This is a genomic window from Pseudomonas argentinensis, assembly GCF_001839655.2.
Lineage (GTDB): Bacteria > Pseudomonadota > Gammaproteobacteria > Pseudomonadales > Pseudomonadaceae > Aquipseudomonas > Aquipseudomonas argentinensis_B.
On the sequence record NZ_CP056087.1, the window covers coordinates 3,429,831 to 3,445,999 of the forward strand.

Consider the following 16,169-nt stretch of genomic DNA (forward strand, 5'->3'; position numbering starts at 1 on the left):
GAGGCCGACTCCTTCTCAACGATTCGCTAACGAGGTGACGTTGTCTGGCTGTGCCGCGCGGGCCAGGGGCCGCACCCGCTCGCCGCTCTGGGCATCGAACAGCAGCGCCCGGGAGGCATCGATGTGCAGTTCCAGGTGCTGACCGACCGGCGGCGCCTGATCCGGCGCCAGGCGACAGCACAGCTTGCTGTCGTTGACGGTGACGAACACCAGGGTGTCCGGTCCGGTGGGTTCGGTGACTTCCACCTGCGCAGGCAGCGCAGTCGCTTGTGCCGCGCCGGCGGCAAGCTGCACCTGCTCCGGGCGCACGCCAAGCAGCATGTCGCGCTGCTCGGTGCCTTCCGGCAGCTCGCCCAGGGGCAGCTCGCAGCGGCCGATGGACGACGCGAGCAGCGCCCACACCTGACCGTCGCGGCGCTGCAGCTGCACGGGGATGAAGTTCATCGGCGGCGAGCCGATGAAGCTGGCCACGAACTGGTTCGCCGGGTCGTTGTAGATCTGTTGCGGGGTGCCGAACTGCTGGATCACGCCCTCCTTCATCACCGCGACCTTGTCGCCCAGGGTCATGGCTTCGATCTGGTCGTGGGTGACGTACACCGTGGTGGTCTTCAGGCGCTGGTGCATCAGCTTGATTTCGGTGCGCATCTCCACCCGCAGCTTGGCGTCGAGGTTCGACAGCGGCTCATCGAACAGGTAGATCTTCGGCCGCCGCGCCAACGCACGGCCCATGGCCACGCGCTGCTGCTGGCCGCCGGAGAGCTGGCCGGGTTTGCGCGCCAGCAGGTGTTCGATCTGCAACAGCTTGGCGACCCGGGCCACCTCCTCGTCGATGGCCGCCGCGGGCAACTTGCGCATCTTCAGGCCGAAGGCGATGTTGTCCCGTACGTTCATGGTCGGGTACAGCGCGTAGGACTGGAACACCATGGCGATGTCGCGATCCTTGGGACTCATGCCGCTGATATCGGCGTCGTCGACCAGGATCGCGCCATTGCTGATGTTCTCCAGGCCGGCGATGCAGTTCATCAGGGTGGATTTACCACAGCCCGAGGGACCGACCAGGATCAGGAATTCGCCATCATCGATCTTCAGATCGATGCGTTTCAGCGTGTCCGTCAGGCCGCTGCCGTAGGACTTGTTGACGTTGCGCAGTTCGAGCGTTGCCATTTACTTCTCTCCACTTCGAAAGCCCCGCGAGCGAGCGCAGCAGCTTTCAACCCTTGACCGCGCCGGCCGTGAGGCCGCGCAGGAAGTACTTGCCCGCCAGGATGTACACCAGCAGGGTCGGCAGCCCGGCGATCATCGCCGCGGCCATGTCCACGTTGTATTCCTTGGCCCCGGTGCTGGTGTTGACCAGGTTGTTGAGGGCCACGGTGATCGGCTGGGCGTCGCCACTGGCGAACACCACACCGAACAGGAAATCGTTCCAGATCTGGGTGAACTGCCAGATCAGGCAGACCATGATGATCGGCACCGACATGGGCAGCAGGATGCGCCCGAAGATGGTGAAGAACCCGGCGCCATCCAGGCGCGCCGCCTTGACCAGGGCATCCGGCACGCTGACGTAGAAGTTGCGGAAGAACAGCGTGGTGAAGGCGATGCCGTAGACCACGTGGACCAGCACCAGGCCGACGGTGGTGTTGGCCAGGCCGAACTTGCCGAGGGTGAAGGAGGCCGGCAGCAGGATGGTCTGGAACGGCAGGAAGCAGCCGAACAGCAGCAGGCCGAAGAACAGCTGCGAGCCGCGGAAGCGCCACATCGACAGCACGTAGCCGTTCAGCGCGCCGATCGCCGTGGAGATCAGCACCGCCGGAATGGCCATCTTCGCCGAGTTCCAGAAATGCCCGCCGACCACGTCCCAGGCCTTGACCCAGCCGATCAGGGTAAAGGCGTCGGGCAGCGACAGCAGGTTGCCGGCGCGCACGTCCTCGGGGGTCTTGAAGCTGGTCAGCAGCATCACCACCAGGGGCACCAGGTATAGCGCGGCGGCGAACAACAGGGTGGCGTGAATCGCCAGGCGGCTTGGACTGAAGGCCTTAGTCATGGCGCTTGCCTCGCAATTCCGAGTAGAGGTACGGCACCAGGATCGCCAGGATCGCGCCGAGCATCAGCATCGCGCTGGCCGAACCGATGCCCATCTGGCCGCGGCTGAAGGTGAAGTTGTACATGAACATCGCCGGCAGGTCGGAGGCGTAGCCAGGCCCGCCCGCGGTCATCGCCGCCACCAGGTCGAAGCTCTTGATGGCGATATGGGCGAGGATCATCACCGCGCTGAAGAACACCGGCCGCAGGCTCGGCAGCACGATGCGCATATAGATGGTCGGAAGATTCGCGCCGTCCACCTGGGCAGCGCGGATGATCGACTGGTCGACGCCGCGCAGCCCGGCCAGGAACAGCGCCATGACGAAGCCCGAGGCCTGCCACACGGCAGCGATCACCAGGCAGTAGACGACTCGGTCGGGGTCCACCAGCCAGTCCAGGCGAAAGCCTTCCCAGCCCCAGTCACGCAGCAGCTTGTCCAGGCCCAGGCCAGGGTTGAGCAGCCATTTCCAGGCGGTGCCGGTGACGATCATCGACAGCGCCATGGGGTACAGGTAGATGGTGCGGATGAAGCCTTCGCGGCGGATGCGCTGATCGAGCAGCACCGCCAGCAACACGCCGATGACCAGGCTGATGCCGATGAACAGGCCGCCAAACACCATCAGGTTCTTGCTGGCGACCCACCAGCGGTCGTTGTCCAGCAAACGTATGTACTGCTGCAGGCCCACCCACTTGTAGCTGGGCATGAAGCTGGAATTGGTGAACGACAGCACCGCCGTCCACAGGATGTAGCCGTAGAACCCCACCAGCACCACCAGCATGGTGGGCGCCAGTACCAGCTTGGGCAGCCAGCGCTGCAGCGCATCGAAGGGTGAAGCCTTGCCGATTACCGTCGTGACACTCATCGGGCATACCCTGTGTAGAGAAATTCGGGACGAACGCCGCCGGCGACAGGCGCAATGCCTGGCGCACGGACGGATGGTGAATTCAGCTAGGCCGCCGGACGACGGCCCGCTTCACGCTACTGCGCCGACTTGATCGCCGCGGCGATCTGCGCGCCGGCCTTGCTCGGGTCGGCGTTCTTGTCGCTCATGAAGTTGGTGACCACATCGAAGATCGCCCCCTGCACCGCCAGGTTGGTGGCCATGCTGTGGGCCATGCTCGGCTCCAGCTTGCCGGCCTTGTCGGCCGCCTGGAAATCCTTCATGGAGGCCTGGGCGCAGCTGTCGAACTTGTTCATGTCCAGGTCCGCACGCACCGGGATCGAGCCCTTGTTCTCGTTGAACACGTACTGGAACTCGGGCTCCAGGGCGATCCGTGCCAGCGCGTGCTGAGCGGCGATGTCGCCCTCTTTCTTCAGCCTGAACATGGCCAGGGAATCGATGTTGTAGGTGTAGCTGCCCGCGGTGCCCGGCATCGGTACGCACTGGTAGTCCTTGCCGGCCATCTTGCCGGCGGCGGTCCACTCGCTCTTCGCCCAGTCGCCCATGATCTGCATGCCGGCCTTGCCGTCGATGACTTCCGCGGTGGCCAGGTTCCAGTCACGGCCGGCGCGGTTGTCGTCCATGTAGGTGGAGAGCTTCTTCAGCGCGGTGAACACTTCGGTCATCTGCGGGCTGGTCAGGGTCGCCTCGTCGTTCTCGACGAACGCCTTGTGGTAGCCCTCGGCGCCCATGATGCCGAGCACGAGGCCTTCGAACACGGTGCTGTCCTGCCACGGCTGGCCACCGTGGGCCAGGGGCGTGAAGCCGGCGGCCTTGAGCTTGTCGCCGGCGGCGTAGAGTTCGTCCAGGGTGGTCGGCGCCTTGTCGATGCCGGCCTTCTTGAACACCGCCGGGTTGATCCACAGCCAGTTGACGCGGTGGATGTTCACCGGCACGGCGACGTAGTGGCCGTCGTACTTCATGGTGTTGGAAACGGTTTTCGAGAGCAGGCCATCCCAGTTGTTGGCCTTGGCCACGTCATCCAGCGGGGCGAGCAGATCCAGCGCGCCCCACTCCTGCAGGTCCGGGCCCTTGATCTGGGCAGCGCCTGGCGGGTTGCCGGAGACCACGCGGGTCTTGAGTACGGTCATCGCGGCGGAGCCGGCACCACCGGCCACGGCGCTGTCCTTCCAGGTGTAGCCGTCCTTTTCGACCAGCTCACGCAGAACCTTCACGGCTGCCGCTTCGCCACCGGAGGTCCACCAATGCACGACTTCGACCGTACCTTTGGAATCGGCCGCCAGTGCGGTGAGGGGAAACAGGGAGGCGAGAGAAACGGCAGTAGCGAGACGGGTGATCGCGTTCATCGAAGTACCTTTCTTGTTGTTAGCGGCAAGTCATGGCGCTTGCGTTGCAGGGAGTGTAATCAGGGTTCGCGGGCACACAGGTAACGAAGGGATGCATAAATGTCACCATCTGGTTACATGCGCGAAAAGGCCGTGGCCAGGCTCGGCGCCAGCGCCAGGCGCGGCAGCACAACGGCCTGGTAGGCGTGATACAGGTCGGGCTTGCCGGGCCAGATACTGGCGGCCGGCCGGTTATCCGTGTCGAGCTCATGGTGCCAGCTGCCCTGGTGCAGATCGATGAAATGGACAGAGGTGAATTCCCAGAAACGTCGATACCACTGCTCGTAGATCGGCTCGCCGGTGCGCCGCAGCAAGGCCGCCGCTGCCGCGCTGGCTTCCGCCTGCACCCAATGCAGACGCGCGCGCACCACCGGCTGCGCCTGCCAGTCGAGGGTGTACACCAGCCCCGGTGCGCCATCGGCATGCCAGGCATCGCGACAGGCACTGGTGAACAGCCCGCGGGCATCGTCGAGCAGCCAGCCTGGCGCAGCGAGACCTGCATGCGCCAAGGCGGCTTCCAGGTGCAACAGCAGGCGTGCCCACTCGAAGCTGTGGCCGGGCGTGCTGCCATAGGGGCGGAATGGATCGGCGCGGTTGTCGGCGTTGTATTCCGGCAGCGCCCGCCAATGCCGGTCGAAATGCTCGACCACGGCATGCCCACGGGAGGCGGCATGCCCGTGGATCAGCCGCTCGGCGATACGCAGCGCGCGCTGCAGCCAGACGCTGTCGCCGGTGACGTCGGCCAGGGCCAGAAATGCCTCCACGCCATGCATATTGCTGTTGGCACCACGGTAGGCTTCTTCCTCGGACCAGTCACGGTTGAAGCTCTCGCGTAGCGCCCCCTCCTCCTCGCTCCAGAAATGCAGCTCGAGAATGCTGATCGCTTCGTCCAGCAGTGCATCGGCTCCAGGCCGGCCGGCCGCCTGGGCGGAGCTGGCAGCCAGGGCCACGAAGGCGTGCAGGTAAGCGCTCTTGTCGCCACGGCGAGTGGCATCGGCGAACCAGCCACCGGCCACTTCGTCCCGTAGCCTGCCCTGCAGCGCGGCAACGCCGTGATCGACCAGCGCGTCATGGCCGGCAATGCCCTGCAGGTGAGCCAGGGCGAAACAGTGGGTCATGCGGGTGGTATGGATCAGCTCGGCGCTGGCACCGGGCGGCAGCGCACCTGTTTCATCGAGGCCGGCGAAGCCATGTTCGACCTTGGCGGCACGGGCAAACGGCAGCAGGCGCAGGCCTTCGGCATTCAGCCAGGCCAGGTGGGCCGGCTCGACCAGCCAGCTGTCAGCGGGTAACGGGGATGGGATCATTATTGTTATTCCATGCAAACGGTTAGTGGCCCCACCGGTCGGTAGCCTGGGTTGAGCGCAGCGATACCCGGGAACTGCAAACACCCGGGTTACGCCTTTGGCTGACCCAGGTTACAAACGCTATTGCCGGCACCGGTGCGGCACTTTATCCGTGCACAAATCGCTGGAGGCTCACGGCAAAAGTCTACTGGCGGCTGCATATCCCCAGGTAACGAAGGCCTGCGGCTTTGTCACCAGACGGTGACATTCAATCCGGCATCCGCGGCAGGCGCAGGGTCACCCGCAGCCCGCCTTCACGCATGTTCTGCAGGCTCACCTCGCCGCCGTGACTGTGGGCGATGTTGCGCGCGATGCCGAGCCCCAGGCCATAACCCTGCTGCTGCCCGGCCAGGCGAAAGTGCGGCTCGAACACCTGTTCGAGGCGCTGCTCGGGTACCCCCGGCCCCTCGTCGTCGACGTGCAGCACGTAGGCCTCGTCATCATCCTCGACATGCAGATGGGCGCGGTGGCCGTACTTGAGCGCATTGTCGATCAGGTTGCCGATGCAGCGGCGCAGCGCCAGGGGCTTGCCGAGATAAGCCGCCTGGGCCTCGCCATGCAGGGTCACGCGGCCGTTGCCCGCCGGCGCCAGGCACGGCTCGACCAAACAATGCAGCAGCTGGTTGAGGTCCACGGGCTCGATGTTCTCGTGGATGTCGGTGTCCTTGACGCATTGCAGGGCGCCCTTGACCAGCAGCTCCAGCTCGTCGAGGTCGCGGCCGAACTTGGTCTGCAGGGCTTCGTCGTCGAGCAGTTCGACGCGCAGGCGCAGCCGGGTGATCGGCGTGCGCAGGTCGTGGGAAATGGCGCTGAACAGCTGGGCGCGCTCGGTCAGGTAACGGCTGATGCGCTCGCGCATGGCGTTGAAGGCACGCGCCACCTCGACCACTTCCTTTCCGCCGGTCTCCTCCACCGGCTGGATATCGGCGCCCAGCGACAGATGCCGTGCGGCGCGCGCCAGGCGCTTGAGCGGGCGGCTCTGCCAGCGCACCAGAACGCCGATGAACAGCAGCAGAAAACCGCTGCTGAGCAGGATGAACCACAGCTGCTGGGTAGGCAGCACCGGCTCCTCCAAGCTGGTGTAGGGCTCGGGCAGCAGCGAAGCGATATACAGCCACTCGCCGGGCGCCAGCTGGATCTGGGTGACCAGCACCGGCGGGTTGACCGGCTCCAGGGTCAGGGCGTAATGGGCCCAGGAACGCGGTAGCTCGTCGAGCTTCAGGCCGCCATTGAAGATACGCAGGTCGTCCGGGCTGACGAAGGTCACGGAAATGTCCGCGCTGTTGCCCAGAGAAGCACGCAGTATTTCGCTCACCGCCTCGGTCACCGCCAGCTTGCGCGGCGTGTCGGGCAACAGCTGCATGGCCAGTGGCCGGTCGTTGAGGCTGACCACGAAACGGGTGCCGCCCATGCTGCGCAGCTGGTCGAGCACCATGGGCCGGTAGGCCACCGGCAGGGAACGGAAATAACGCACGCTGGCCGACATCGAATGGGCCAGGCTGCGCGCGGAGGTCACCAGCCCCTCGAGCTGGGTGGCGCGCAACTGCGACAGCCAGATGGCGCTGGACAGGGTTTGCGCGGCCAGCACCGAGAGCAGTGTCAGCAGCAACATGCGGCCCAGCAAGGAGCGTGGAATCGGCACCAGCCGACGCCAGTCAGCGCGCATTGCCGGCCTGGGCGGTCACGGCAGCAGCCAGCTGGTAGCCGCTGCCGCGCACCGTGCGGATCAGCCGTGGCGGCTTGCTGGTGTCACGCAGGCGCTGGCGCAGGCGACTCACCGCCATGTCGACGATGCGCTCGAGCGGCATCATTTCGCGCCCGCGGGTGGCGTTGCCGATGGTGTCGCGGTCGAGGATCTGCTGCGGGTGATCGAGAAACAGCTTGAGCAGCGCGAAGTCGGCACCCGACAACAGCACCTCCTCGCCGTCGAGGTGGAACAGCCGGTGGCTGACCATGTCCAGGCGCCAGTCATCGAAGGCCAGCACGTCCGCGCCACGCTCCTGGGCGAAATTCACCCGGCGCAGCAGCGCCTTGATACGCGCCAGCAACTCGCGCGGGCTGAACGGCTTGCCGAGGTAATCGTCGGCGCCCAGCTCCAGGCCGATGACCCGGTCGGCCTCGTCGGAGCTGGCGGTGAGCATGATGATCGGCACCTGGGCGAAACGCTGGTGTTCGCGGGTCCAGCGGCACAGGCTGAAGCCGTCCTCGTCGGGCAGCATCACGTCGAGAATCACCAGATCCGCACCACCCTCGCAGAGCGCCTCGCGAAACCCGGCACCATCGGCCACGGCCCGCACCTGCAGGCCGGCGCGGCCGAGGTAGGTTTGCAGCAGTTCACGAATATCCTGGTCGTCGTCGACCAGCAGAATCGATTTTCCGGCTCTCACATCGATGATCCTTGTTGTTTTTATGGGCGACGCTTGGACAAACGATTGGCCTCTCAGCTCCGTTGCAGCTGCTGCTCCACCGCCACACCGGCGCCGACCAGGCCTGGGTAAGGCGCGGTTACCAGCCATACCGGCAGGCCGTCGAAGTAATCGCTCATGCAGCCCTTGTCGCGCAGGCTGCGCGAAAAGCCGCTGGCCATGAAGAAGTTGGCGAAGCGCGGCACCATACCACCGGCGATAAACACCCCGCCTCGCGCCCCCAGGGTCAGCACGTTGTTGCCGGCCACACGGCCGAGCAGGCAGCAGAACAGCTCCAGCACATTGACCGCCAGCGGCTCGCCCTCCAGCGCAGCACGGGTGACCTGGGCCGCGCTCTGCAGAGAAGCCGGCTGACCATCCACCGCGCAGGTGGCGCGGTACAGCGCCAGCAGCCCGTTGCCACTGAGCGCACCGGCCTCGGCGCTGACGTGGCCGAGCTGGCGATGCAGCGCCTGCCAGATCAGCGCTTCGCGGTTGCTGCCCACCGGCAGGTCGACGTGGCCACCCTCACCCGGCAAGGCGTGCCAGCTGCCATCGGGCAACGCCAGCAGGGTACCGACGCCCAGGCCGGTGCCGGCACCGATCACCACCGCCGGGCGCCCAGGCTGCGCCACGCCCGGGCAGACGGTGATGTACTCGTCGTCCTGCAGGCAGGTCATGCCCAGAGCCATGGCGGAAAAGTCGTTGATCAGCAGCAGTTCGCGCACCTGCAGCTCGGCACAGAACGCCTGGCGATCGATACGCCAGGCATTGTTGGTGAAACGAAAGGGATCGACCTCCACCGGCCCGGCGCAGGCCAGACAGATGGTGTCCACCTCGCCGAGTGCCAATCCTTCGGCTGCCAGGTAGGCGGCGATGGCCTGCTCGACGGTGGCGTGATCAGCTGTGGCCGACACCCTTACCGAATGCAGGCCGCCGTCGCGCCACAGGGCGAAACGCGCATTGGTGCCGCCGATGTCGCCAACCAGGGCCAGGCTCATCGCAGCGAATCCAGTTCGGTGGTAAAGGCACTGGCGCCCTCTTCCGCAGGGCTGAACGCGGCGCGCATAAAGGCGAACAGCTCACGGCCACAGCCGACGCCGGTGCCTTGCGGGCGCGGTGCGATCTCCCGGGCGTTCCAGACGATATCGTCGACCAGCACCCGCAGATGCCCGGTTACGCCATCGACGCGGATCAGGTCACCGTCACGCACCCGTGCCAGCGGCCCACCATCCCAGGCCTCGGGGCTGACATGAATGGCCGCCGGCACCTTGCCCGACGCGCCGGACATCCGCCCATCGGTGACCAGCGCCACCTTGAAGCCGCGATCCTGCAGGATGCCCAGGTACGGCGTGAGCTTGTGCAGCTCCGGCATGCCATTGGCCTTCGGGCCCTGGAAACGCACCACGGCAACGAAGTCGCGCTCCAGCTCGCCGGCCTTGAAGGCCTCGGCCAGCTGGACCTGGGTCTCGAATACCCGTGCCGGCGCCTCGACCACCCGATGCTCGGGCGCTACCGCCGACACCTTGGCCACGCCGTTACCGAGGTTCCCGGTGAGCACCCGCAACCCGCCTTCGGGCGAGAACGCTTCCGGCACGCTGCGCAGGATGTTGCGATCCAGGCTTTGCTCCGGGCCCTGGCGCCACACCAGGCGCTCGCCATCGAGGAAGGGCTCCTGGGTGTAGCGCGACAGCCCGCGACCGGCGACGGTGTAGACGTCCTCGTGCAGCAGGCCGGCGTCGAGCAGCGTGCGTACCATGAACGGCACGCCGCCGCAGGCATGGAAATGGTTCACGTCGGCCTGGCCGTTGGGGTAGACCTTGGCCAGCGTCGGGGTGACGGCGGACAGATCGGCCATATCCTGCCAGGTCAGCTGGATACCGGCGGCACGGGCGAAGGCCGGAATGTGCAATGTGTGGTTGGTCGAGCCGCCGGTGGCGTTTAGCGCCACCACCGAGTTGACGATGGCCTTCTCATCGATGATCCGGCACAGCGGCGTGTACTCGCCGCCCTGGCGGGTCAGGCGCACCACCTGGTGGGCCGCCTCGGCGGTCAGCGCGTCACGCAGCGGCGTGTACGGGTTGACGAAGGACGAGCCCGGCAGGTGCAGGCCCATGATTTCCATCACCACCTGATTGGTATTGGCAGTGCCGTAGAAGGTACAGGTGCCGGGGCTGTGGTAGGACTTCATCTCCGACTCGAGCAGCTCTTCGCGGGTCGCCTTGCCTTCGGCGTAGAGCTGGCGAACCTCGGCCTTTTCCTTGTTGGGAATGCCCGAGGGCATCGGCCCGCCCGGCACGAAGATCATCGGCAGGTGGCCGAAACGCAGCGCGCCGATCATCAGCCCCGGCACGATCTTGTCGCAGATGCCCAGCAGCATCGCCGCATCGAACATGTTGTGCGACAGCGCCACGGCCGTGGACATGGCGATCACCTCGCGGCTGGCCAGGCTCAGTTCCATGCCCGGTTCACCCTGGGTGACGCCGTCGCACATCGCCGGCACACCGCCGGCCACCTGGCCCACGGAGCCGACCTGGCGCAACGCCTGCTTGATCAATTCCGGGTAGTGTTCGTAGGGCTGGTGGGCAGAGAGCATGTCGTTGTAGGCGGTGACGATGCCGACGTTGGCTTCGTTCATCAACCGCAGGCGCTGCTTGTCTTCGGCCGAACCACAACCGGCCACGCCATGGGCGAAGTTGGCACATTGCAGCGCGCCGCGGTGCGGGCCCTGGCTATCGGCGGCGGCCATCTGCGCCAGATAACGCTCACGGGTGGCGCGGCTGCGGGCGATCAGGCGGTCGGTTACCTCGAGGATGCGGGGATGCATGGTGTCGACTCCGGGCTAACAGGTAGCACTTCGAATTGTATTTTTATCAAAATATTGACAGCTAAAACGCTTGATTTCTACTTTCATGAGAATAATCTTGTTTTTAAAACAACATATAAGGATCGACGCTCATGACATTGCGAATTGCCATCAATGGTTTCGGCCGCATCGGCCGTAACGTGCTCCGGGCACTCTATACCCAGAGCTACCGCGAAAAAATGCAGGTCGTCGCCATCAACGACCTGGGCGACAGCGCCATCAATGCCCACCTGCTCAAGTACGACAGCGTACACGGCATTTTCGACGCCGACGTCGAGGTGGACGGGCAGAACCTGCTTATCAATGGTGACCGCATCGCGGTCAGCGCGATCCGTAATCCTGCCGACCTGCCATGGAAGGATCTCGACGTCGACGTGGTGTTCGAATGCACCGGCCTGTTCACCGAGCGCGACAAGGCGGCCGCCCACCTGAGTGCAGGCGCACGCAAGGTGATTATCTCGGCACCGGCCAAGGGCGCGGATGCGACCATCGTCTACGGCGTCAACGAGGGCAGCCTGCGCGCCGATCAGCAGATCATCTCCAACGCCTCCTGCACCACCAATTGCCTGGCACCGGTCGCCCAGGTGCTGCAGCGCGAACTGGGCATCGAGAGCGGGCTGATGACCACCATCCACGCCTACACCAACGACCAGAACCTCTCCGACGTCTACCATAGCGACCCCTTCCGGGCGCGTTCGGCCACCCAGTCGATGATCCCCACCAAGACCGGCGCCGCCGAAGCGGTCGGTCTGGTACTGCCGGAGCTCGCCGGGCGCCTGACCGGCATGGCGGTGCGCGTGCCGGTGATCAACGTGTCGCTGGTCGATCTGACCATCCAGGTGCAGCGCGATACCAGCGTCGAGGAGGTCAACGCCCTGCTCAAGGCGGCTGCCGAGAAATCCCCGGTACTGGGCTACAACACACTGCCGCTGGTGTCCTGCGACTTCAACCACAACCCGCTGTCGTCGATCTTCGACGCCAACCACACCAAGGTGAATGGCCGACTGGTGAAGGTGCTGGCGTGGTACGACAACGAATGGGGGTTCTCCAACCGCATGCTCGATACCTGCCTGGCAGCTCACGCCGCCAAGTGAGCCAGCGCTGACAGACGCAGCGATGCATCGAACGGCATAAAGGCTCGGTAAATCGCTGCGAGCGGATTACAATTGCCGCCCGCCTCGCCCCCAATGCCAAGCGCAGTATGCTGGCAGCGGGGCCAGGCAGCCGCTCATCGATATCCGCCACCACTGGAAGCCGCATGGACTCTAGCCGCAACACTCTCGAACAGCATTACACCGCCATTCTCGGCCAACTCGGCGAAGACGTTTCCCGTGAAGGCCTGCTCGACACGCCCAAGCGCGCCGCCAAGGCCATGCAGTACCTGTGCAATGGCTATGAAAAGACCCTGGAGGAAGTCACCAACGGTGCGCTGTTCAGCTCCGACGCCAGCGAGATGGTGGTGGTCAAGGATATCGAGCTGTATTCGCTGTGCGAGCATCACCTGCTGCCCTTTATCGGCAAGGCCCATGTCGCCTACATTCCCAATGGCAAGGTGCTGGGCCTGTCCAAGGTCGCGCGCATCGTCGACATGTACGCCCGCCGCCTGCAGATCCAGGAAAGCCTGAGCCGGCAGATCGCCGAAGCGGTTCAGCAGGTCACCGGTGCCCTGGGCGTGGCGGTGGTCATCGAGGCCAAGCACATGTGCATGATGATGCGCGGCGTGGAAAAGCAGAACTCCTCCATGGTCACCTCGGTGATGCTCGGCGAATTCCGCGCCAACGCCGCGACCCGCAGCGAGTTCCTGAGCCTGGTCAACGGCTGAGGCGAGCTTGCTCACATGAAGAGCGTCTTGGCCCATACCTTGCAATAGCGAGGCTAGGCAGATGCTCCCGCCCGACCCGCTTTGTGGGAGCGCGCCCTGCGCGCGAATCGCGGGCATGAACTAGGCGTCCCCGCCCGCTCCCACAGTTCTCCTGCCCACCACACAGCCAACGCCGATAGCGGCGCCCTGCCCCTAGCTCTTCTCCACGAACTGCAACTGCGCCAGCCGCGCATACAGCGGATTGCTGGCGACCAGTTCGGCATGTTTGCCCAGCGCCACCAACCGTCCCTGATCGAAGACCGCGATGCGGTCGGCGCTCTTTACCGTGGCCAGGCGATGGGCGATCACCAGGGTGGTGCGCCCGCGCATCAGCTCGGGCAGCGCCTGCTGGATCAGGTGTTCGCTCTCCGCATCCAGGGCGCTGGTGGCTTCGTCGAGCAGCAGGATCGGCGCATCCACCAGCAGTGCCCGGGCAATCGCCAGGCGCTGCCGCTGGCCGCCAGAAAGCCCCAGGCCGGCATCACCCAGGTGGGTCTGATAGCCCTGGGGCAAGCGCTCGATAAATTCGTGGGCATGGGCGGCACGTGCGGCGGCCTCCACTTCGGCGCTGCTGGCGTCCAGCCGGCCATAGCGGATGTTGTCTTCCACGCTGCCGAAGAACAACGCCGGGTGCTGGGAGACCAGGGCAAAATTCTCGCGCAACGCGTGCGGATCGAGCTGCTTGATCGGCAGGCCATCGATCAGGATGCTCCCCTGCAACGGGTCGTAGAAGCGCAGCAGCAGGTCGAACAGCGTCGACTTGCCGGCCCCGGACGGCCCGACGATGGCTAGGGTTTCACCTGGCTCGACCGCCAGGGTGATGCCTTGCAGCGCCAGGCTATCGGGGCGCGTCGGATAGGCGAAGGACAAGCCCTGCACTTCGATACGCCCTTGCACCGGCTGCGCAGGCGTCAAGGCGCCTTCGAGCGGCCCATGGATCTCGTTGCGGGCAGCGAGCAGTTCGCTGATCCGCTCGGCGGCGCCAGCGGCACGCTGCAGTTCACCGATCACCTCGCTGAGGGTGCCGAACGAGGAGCCGACGATCAGGCTGTAGAACACGAAGGCTGCCAGCTCGCCGCCGCTGATGCGCCCGGCGATCACGTCCATGCCGCCGACCCAGAGCATCACGCCTACGGCGCCGAGCACCAGCACGATAACTACGGTGATCAGCCAGGCGCGCTGGGCGACGCGTTTGCGCGCCGTGTCGAACGCCGCCTCGGCGGACAGGCCGAAACGCCGGCGATCCTCGGCCTGGTGGTTGTAGGCCTGCACGGTCTTGATCTGACCGAGCACTTCGCTGACGTAGCTGCCGACATCGGCGATGCGGTCCTGGCTCTGCCGCGACAGCTCGCGTACGCGGCGGCCGAACAGCAGGATCGGCGCCACCACCAGCGGCAACGCGGCCAGCACGATAGCGCTGAGCTTGGGATTGGTGACCACCAGCAGGATCATGCCGCCAACCAGCATGATCAGGTTGCGCAGCGCCATCGACAGCGACGAGCCGATCACCGACTGCAGCAAGGTGGTGTCGGCCGTCAGCCGCGACTGGATCTCCGAGGCGCGGTTGTGGGCATAGAAGCCAGGGTGCAGCCCAACCAGATGATTGAACACCCGCTTGCGGATATCCGCCACCACCCGCTCGCCCAGCCACGACACCAGATAGAAGCGCGTGTAGGTCCCCACCGCCAGGGCCAGTACCAGCACGAAGAACAGCAGGATCGAATGGCGCAGCGCTTCCGGCGATTGGGTAGCCAGGCCCTGGTCGACCAGCAGCTTGATGCCCTGCCCCATGGACAAGGTAATGGCGGCGGTAAACATCAGTGCCAGCAGCGCACCGGCCACCCGCCCGCGATAAGGGGCGATGAACGCCCATGAGGTACGCAGGGCTTCGCGCTGGCGAACGGACAAAAACGATTTCATGGCGGGCTCGAAGGCTGATGGCAGGCTGTAGCACATCAGATGGGGGGTGCCGCGGCAAACATCAAGCACAGGAGCCGCGTGATGCAGCAAATCGCAGGCAATAAAAAGCCCCGCCTGGACGGGGCTTTGTAGATCGCTGCGGCGTCAGGCCTTGTTCAGCGACTCGACGCCGACTTGGTCCCACAGTTCTTCAGCCAGGTGGAAGGTGGCGTTGGCCGCGGGAATGCCGCAGTAGATCGCGCTCTGCATGATCACTTCCTTCACCTCCTCACGGGTCACGCCGTTGTTCCTGGCGGCCTTGAGGTGCAGCTTCAATTCACCCTCGCGGTTCATCCCGATCAGCATGGCGATGGTGATCAGGCTGCGGGTATGGCGCGGCAGGCCGGGGCGCGTCCAGATATCGCCCCAGGCATGGCGGGTGATCATCTCCTGGAATTCCTCGTTGAACGGCGTCAGCTTTTCCAGGCTGCGGTCGACATGGGCATCGCCCAGCACGGCGCGGCGCACCTGCATGCCGGCGTCGTAGCGTTGTTTCTCATCCATCGGTGGCTCCACTTCGTTCCCAGCGTAGGCATCGCGTGATGCCCACGCACAGCATGCTCAATTGGTTTGCAGAAAGCTCAGCACGCGCCCGGTGAACAGCTCACCGGCCTGCACGTTGGACAGATGCGCGGCGTCGAACTCGACCAGCTCGGCGCCCGGAATACGGGCCTGCATGAAGCGGCCATGCTCTGGAGTAGTCACCGCATCACCGGTACCGCAGACGATCAGGGTCGGTGCCGTGATGGAGGCGATCTGCTCGCGGAAATCGGCATCGCGCACCGCCGCACAATTGCCGGCGTAGCCCTGGGGCGAGGTCTGCGCCAGCATGGTGACGATGGGCTCGACCTTTTCTGGCCGCTCCTTGGCGAACGGCGCGGTGAACCAGCGTTCGATGGAGGCATTGCGCAGGTCACGCATGGCCTTCTCGCCGCCCTTGAGCACGGTATCGATGCGGGTGTTCCACACCTCGTCGGTGCCGATCTTCGCGCCGGTGTTGCACAGCACCAGGCGATCCAGGCGCGAGGCGGCGTTGATCGCCAGCCACTGGCCGATCAGCCCGCCCATGGACAGGCCGCAGAAATGCGCCTTGTCGATATTCAGCGCATCCAGCAGCGCCAGCACGTCGCGGCCGTTCTGCTCGATGCTGTAGAAGCCCGGCGTGACCAGCGACTGGCCATGGCCACGGGTGTCGTAGCGCAGCACCCGGAAATGCCGGGTAAAGGTGGGGATCTGCGCGTCCCACATATGCAGGTTGGTGCCCAGCGAATTGGAGAGCACCAGCACCGGTGCGTCGGCGGGGCCTTCGAGCAGGTAATTCAGGTCGCCATCGGCGAGGGATACCACAGGCATGACAATCTCCTAG

General features: G+C 65.3%; 14 protein-coding genes. 2 read left to right on the top strand and 12 right to left on the bottom strand.

Annotated elements, in window-relative coordinates:
* Positions 1-15: 15 nt before the first annotated feature.
* From SA190iCDA_RS15300 to edd, 9 genes are all read right to left on the bottom strand, one after another.
* On the bottom strand, positions 16-1,164 hold the full coding sequence (locus SA190iCDA_RS15300) for an ABC transporter ATP-binding protein (protein ID WP_070886240.1): 1,149 nt from the start codon (positions 1,162-1,164) through the stop codon (positions 16-18).
* 46 nt (positions 1,165-1,210) lie between these two features.
* Positions 1,211-2,041: a carbohydrate ABC transporter permease gene (locus tag SA190iCDA_RS15305; RefSeq protein WP_013791167.1), complete on the bottom strand. Its 831-nt coding sequence runs from the start codon at positions 2,039-2,041 to the stop codon at positions 1,211-1,213.
* Positions 2,034-2,942: a carbohydrate ABC transporter permease gene (locus SA190iCDA_RS15310; RefSeq protein WP_070886241.1), complete on the bottom strand. Its 909-nt coding sequence runs from the start codon at positions 2,940-2,942 to the stop codon at positions 2,034-2,036. Before SA190iCDA_RS15310 ends, SA190iCDA_RS15305 begins: the two co-directional genes overlap by 8 nt.
* 116 nt (positions 2,943-3,058) lie before the next feature.
* Positions 3,059-4,327, bottom strand: coding sequence for an ABC transporter substrate-binding protein (locus SA190iCDA_RS15315; RefSeq protein ID WP_070886242.1), 1,269 nt, complete (start codon positions 4,325-4,327; stop codon positions 3,059-3,061).
* A gap of 113 nt (positions 4,328-4,440) precedes the next feature.
* Positions 4,441-5,673: an AGE family epimerase/isomerase gene (locus tag SA190iCDA_RS15320; RefSeq protein ID WP_070886243.1), complete on the bottom strand. Its 1,233-nt coding sequence runs from the start codon at positions 5,671-5,673 to the stop codon at positions 4,441-4,443.
* A 247-nt stretch (positions 5,674-5,920) separates the two neighbouring features.
* The gene (locus tag SA190iCDA_RS15325) at positions 5,921-7,378 is read right to left on the bottom strand and encodes an ATP-binding protein (RefSeq protein ID WP_070886244.1); all 1,458 of its coding nucleotides are present in this window, start codon (positions 7,376-7,378) and stop codon (positions 5,921-5,923) included.
* Positions 7,368-8,099: a response regulator gene (locus tag SA190iCDA_RS15330; protein ID WP_070886245.1), complete on the bottom strand. Its 732-nt coding sequence runs from the start codon at positions 8,097-8,099 to the stop codon at positions 7,368-7,370. The genes SA190iCDA_RS15325 and SA190iCDA_RS15330 overlap by 11 nt, the downstream gene beginning before the upstream one ends.
* 53 nt (positions 8,100-8,152) lie before the next feature.
* Entirely contained in the window at positions 8,153-9,118 is a 966-nt protein-coding gene (locus SA190iCDA_RS15335) for a glucokinase (protein ID WP_070886246.1), read from the bottom strand.
* On the bottom strand, positions 9,115-10,944 hold the full coding sequence (gene edd, locus SA190iCDA_RS15340) for a phosphogluconate dehydratase (RefSeq protein WP_070886247.1): 1,830 nt from the start codon (positions 10,942-10,944) through the stop codon (positions 9,115-9,117). The genes SA190iCDA_RS15335 and edd overlap by 4 nt, the downstream gene beginning before the upstream one ends.
* Before the next feature lie 131 nt (positions 10,945-11,075).
* Between edd and gap the strand changes: the two genes are divergently transcribed.
* On the top strand, positions 11,076-12,077 hold the full coding sequence (gene gap, locus SA190iCDA_RS15345; RefSeq protein ID WP_070886248.1) for a type I glyceraldehyde-3-phosphate dehydrogenase: 1,002 nt from the start codon (positions 11,076-11,078) through the stop codon (positions 12,075-12,077).
* Positions 12,078-12,241: 164 nt separating this feature from the next.
* Entirely contained in the window at positions 12,242-12,805 is a 564-nt protein-coding gene (gene folE / locus SA190iCDA_RS15350; RefSeq protein ID WP_070886249.1) for a GTP cyclohydrolase I FolE, read from the top strand.
* A gap of 192 nt (positions 12,806-12,997) precedes the next feature.
* On the opposite strand, the gene SA190iCDA_RS15355 is transcribed toward folE, so the two are convergent.
* The 3 genes from SA190iCDA_RS15355 to pcaD form a co-directional block, all read right to left on the bottom strand.
* Positions 12,998-14,764, bottom strand: coding sequence for an ABC transporter transmembrane domain-containing protein (locus tag SA190iCDA_RS15355; RefSeq protein ID WP_070886570.1), 1,767 nt, complete (start codon positions 14,762-14,764; stop codon positions 12,998-13,000).
* Between the two features lie 144 nt (positions 14,765-14,908).
* Positions 14,909-15,307, bottom strand: a complete 399-nt coding sequence (gene pcaC / locus SA190iCDA_RS15360) for a 4-carboxymuconolactone decarboxylase (RefSeq protein ID WP_070886250.1) — start codon at positions 15,305-15,307, stop codon at positions 14,909-14,911.
* A gap of 57 nt (positions 15,308-15,364) precedes the next feature.
* The gene (gene pcaD, locus SA190iCDA_RS15365; RefSeq protein ID WP_070886251.1) at positions 15,365-16,156 is read right to left on the bottom strand and encodes a 3-oxoadipate enol-lactonase; all 792 of its coding nucleotides are present in this window, start codon (positions 16,154-16,156) and stop codon (positions 15,365-15,367) included.
* Between the last annotated feature and the right edge of the window lie 13 nt (positions 16,157-16,169).

Coding starts and splice junctions, on each gene's coding strand:
- SA190iCDA_RS15320 (WP_070886243.1), bottom strand. CDS start 5,673: ATGATCCCATCCCCGTTACCCGCTGACAGCTGGCTGGTCGAGCCGGCC.
- SA190iCDA_RS15310 (WP_070886241.1), bottom strand. CDS start 2,942: ATGAGTGTCACGACGGTAATCGGCAAGGCTTCACCCTTCGATGCGCTG.
- pcaC (WP_070886250.1), bottom strand. CDS start 15,307: ATGGATGAGAAACAACGCTACGACGCCGGCATGCAGGTGCGCCGCGCC.
- SA190iCDA_RS15335 (WP_070886246.1), bottom strand. CDS start 9,118: ATGAGCCTGGCCCTGGTTGGCGACATCGGCGGCACCAATGCGCGTTTC.
- folE (WP_070886249.1), top strand. CDS start 12,242: ATGGACTCTAGCCGCAACACTCTCGAACAGCATTACACCGCCATTCTC.
- SA190iCDA_RS15300 (WP_070886240.1), bottom strand. CDS start 1,164: ATGGCAACGCTCGAACTGCGCAACGTCAACAAGTCCTACGGCAGCGGC.
- SA190iCDA_RS15315 (WP_070886242.1), bottom strand. CDS start 4,327: ATGAACGCGATCACCCGTCTCGCTACTGCCGTTTCTCTCGCCTCCCTG.
- SA190iCDA_RS15305 (WP_013791167.1), bottom strand. CDS start 2,041: ATGACTAAGGCCTTCAGTCCAAGCCGCCTGGCGATTCACGCCACCCTG.
- edd (WP_070886247.1), bottom strand. CDS start 10,944: ATGCATCCCCGCATCCTCGAGGTAACCGACCGCCTGATCGCCCGCAGC.
- SA190iCDA_RS15325 (WP_070886244.1), bottom strand. CDS start 7,378: ATGCGCGCTGACTGGCGTCGGCTGGTGCCGATTCCACGCTCCTTGCTG.
- SA190iCDA_RS15355 (WP_070886570.1), bottom strand. CDS start 14,764: ATGAAATCGTTTTTGTCCGTTCGCCAGCGCGAAGCCCTGCGTACCTCA.
- pcaD (WP_070886251.1), bottom strand. CDS start 16,156: ATGCCTGTGGTATCCCTCGCCGATGGCGACCTGAATTACCTGCTCGAA.
- gap (WP_070886248.1), top strand. CDS start 11,076: ATGACATTGCGAATTGCCATCAATGGTTTCGGCCGCATCGGCCGTAAC.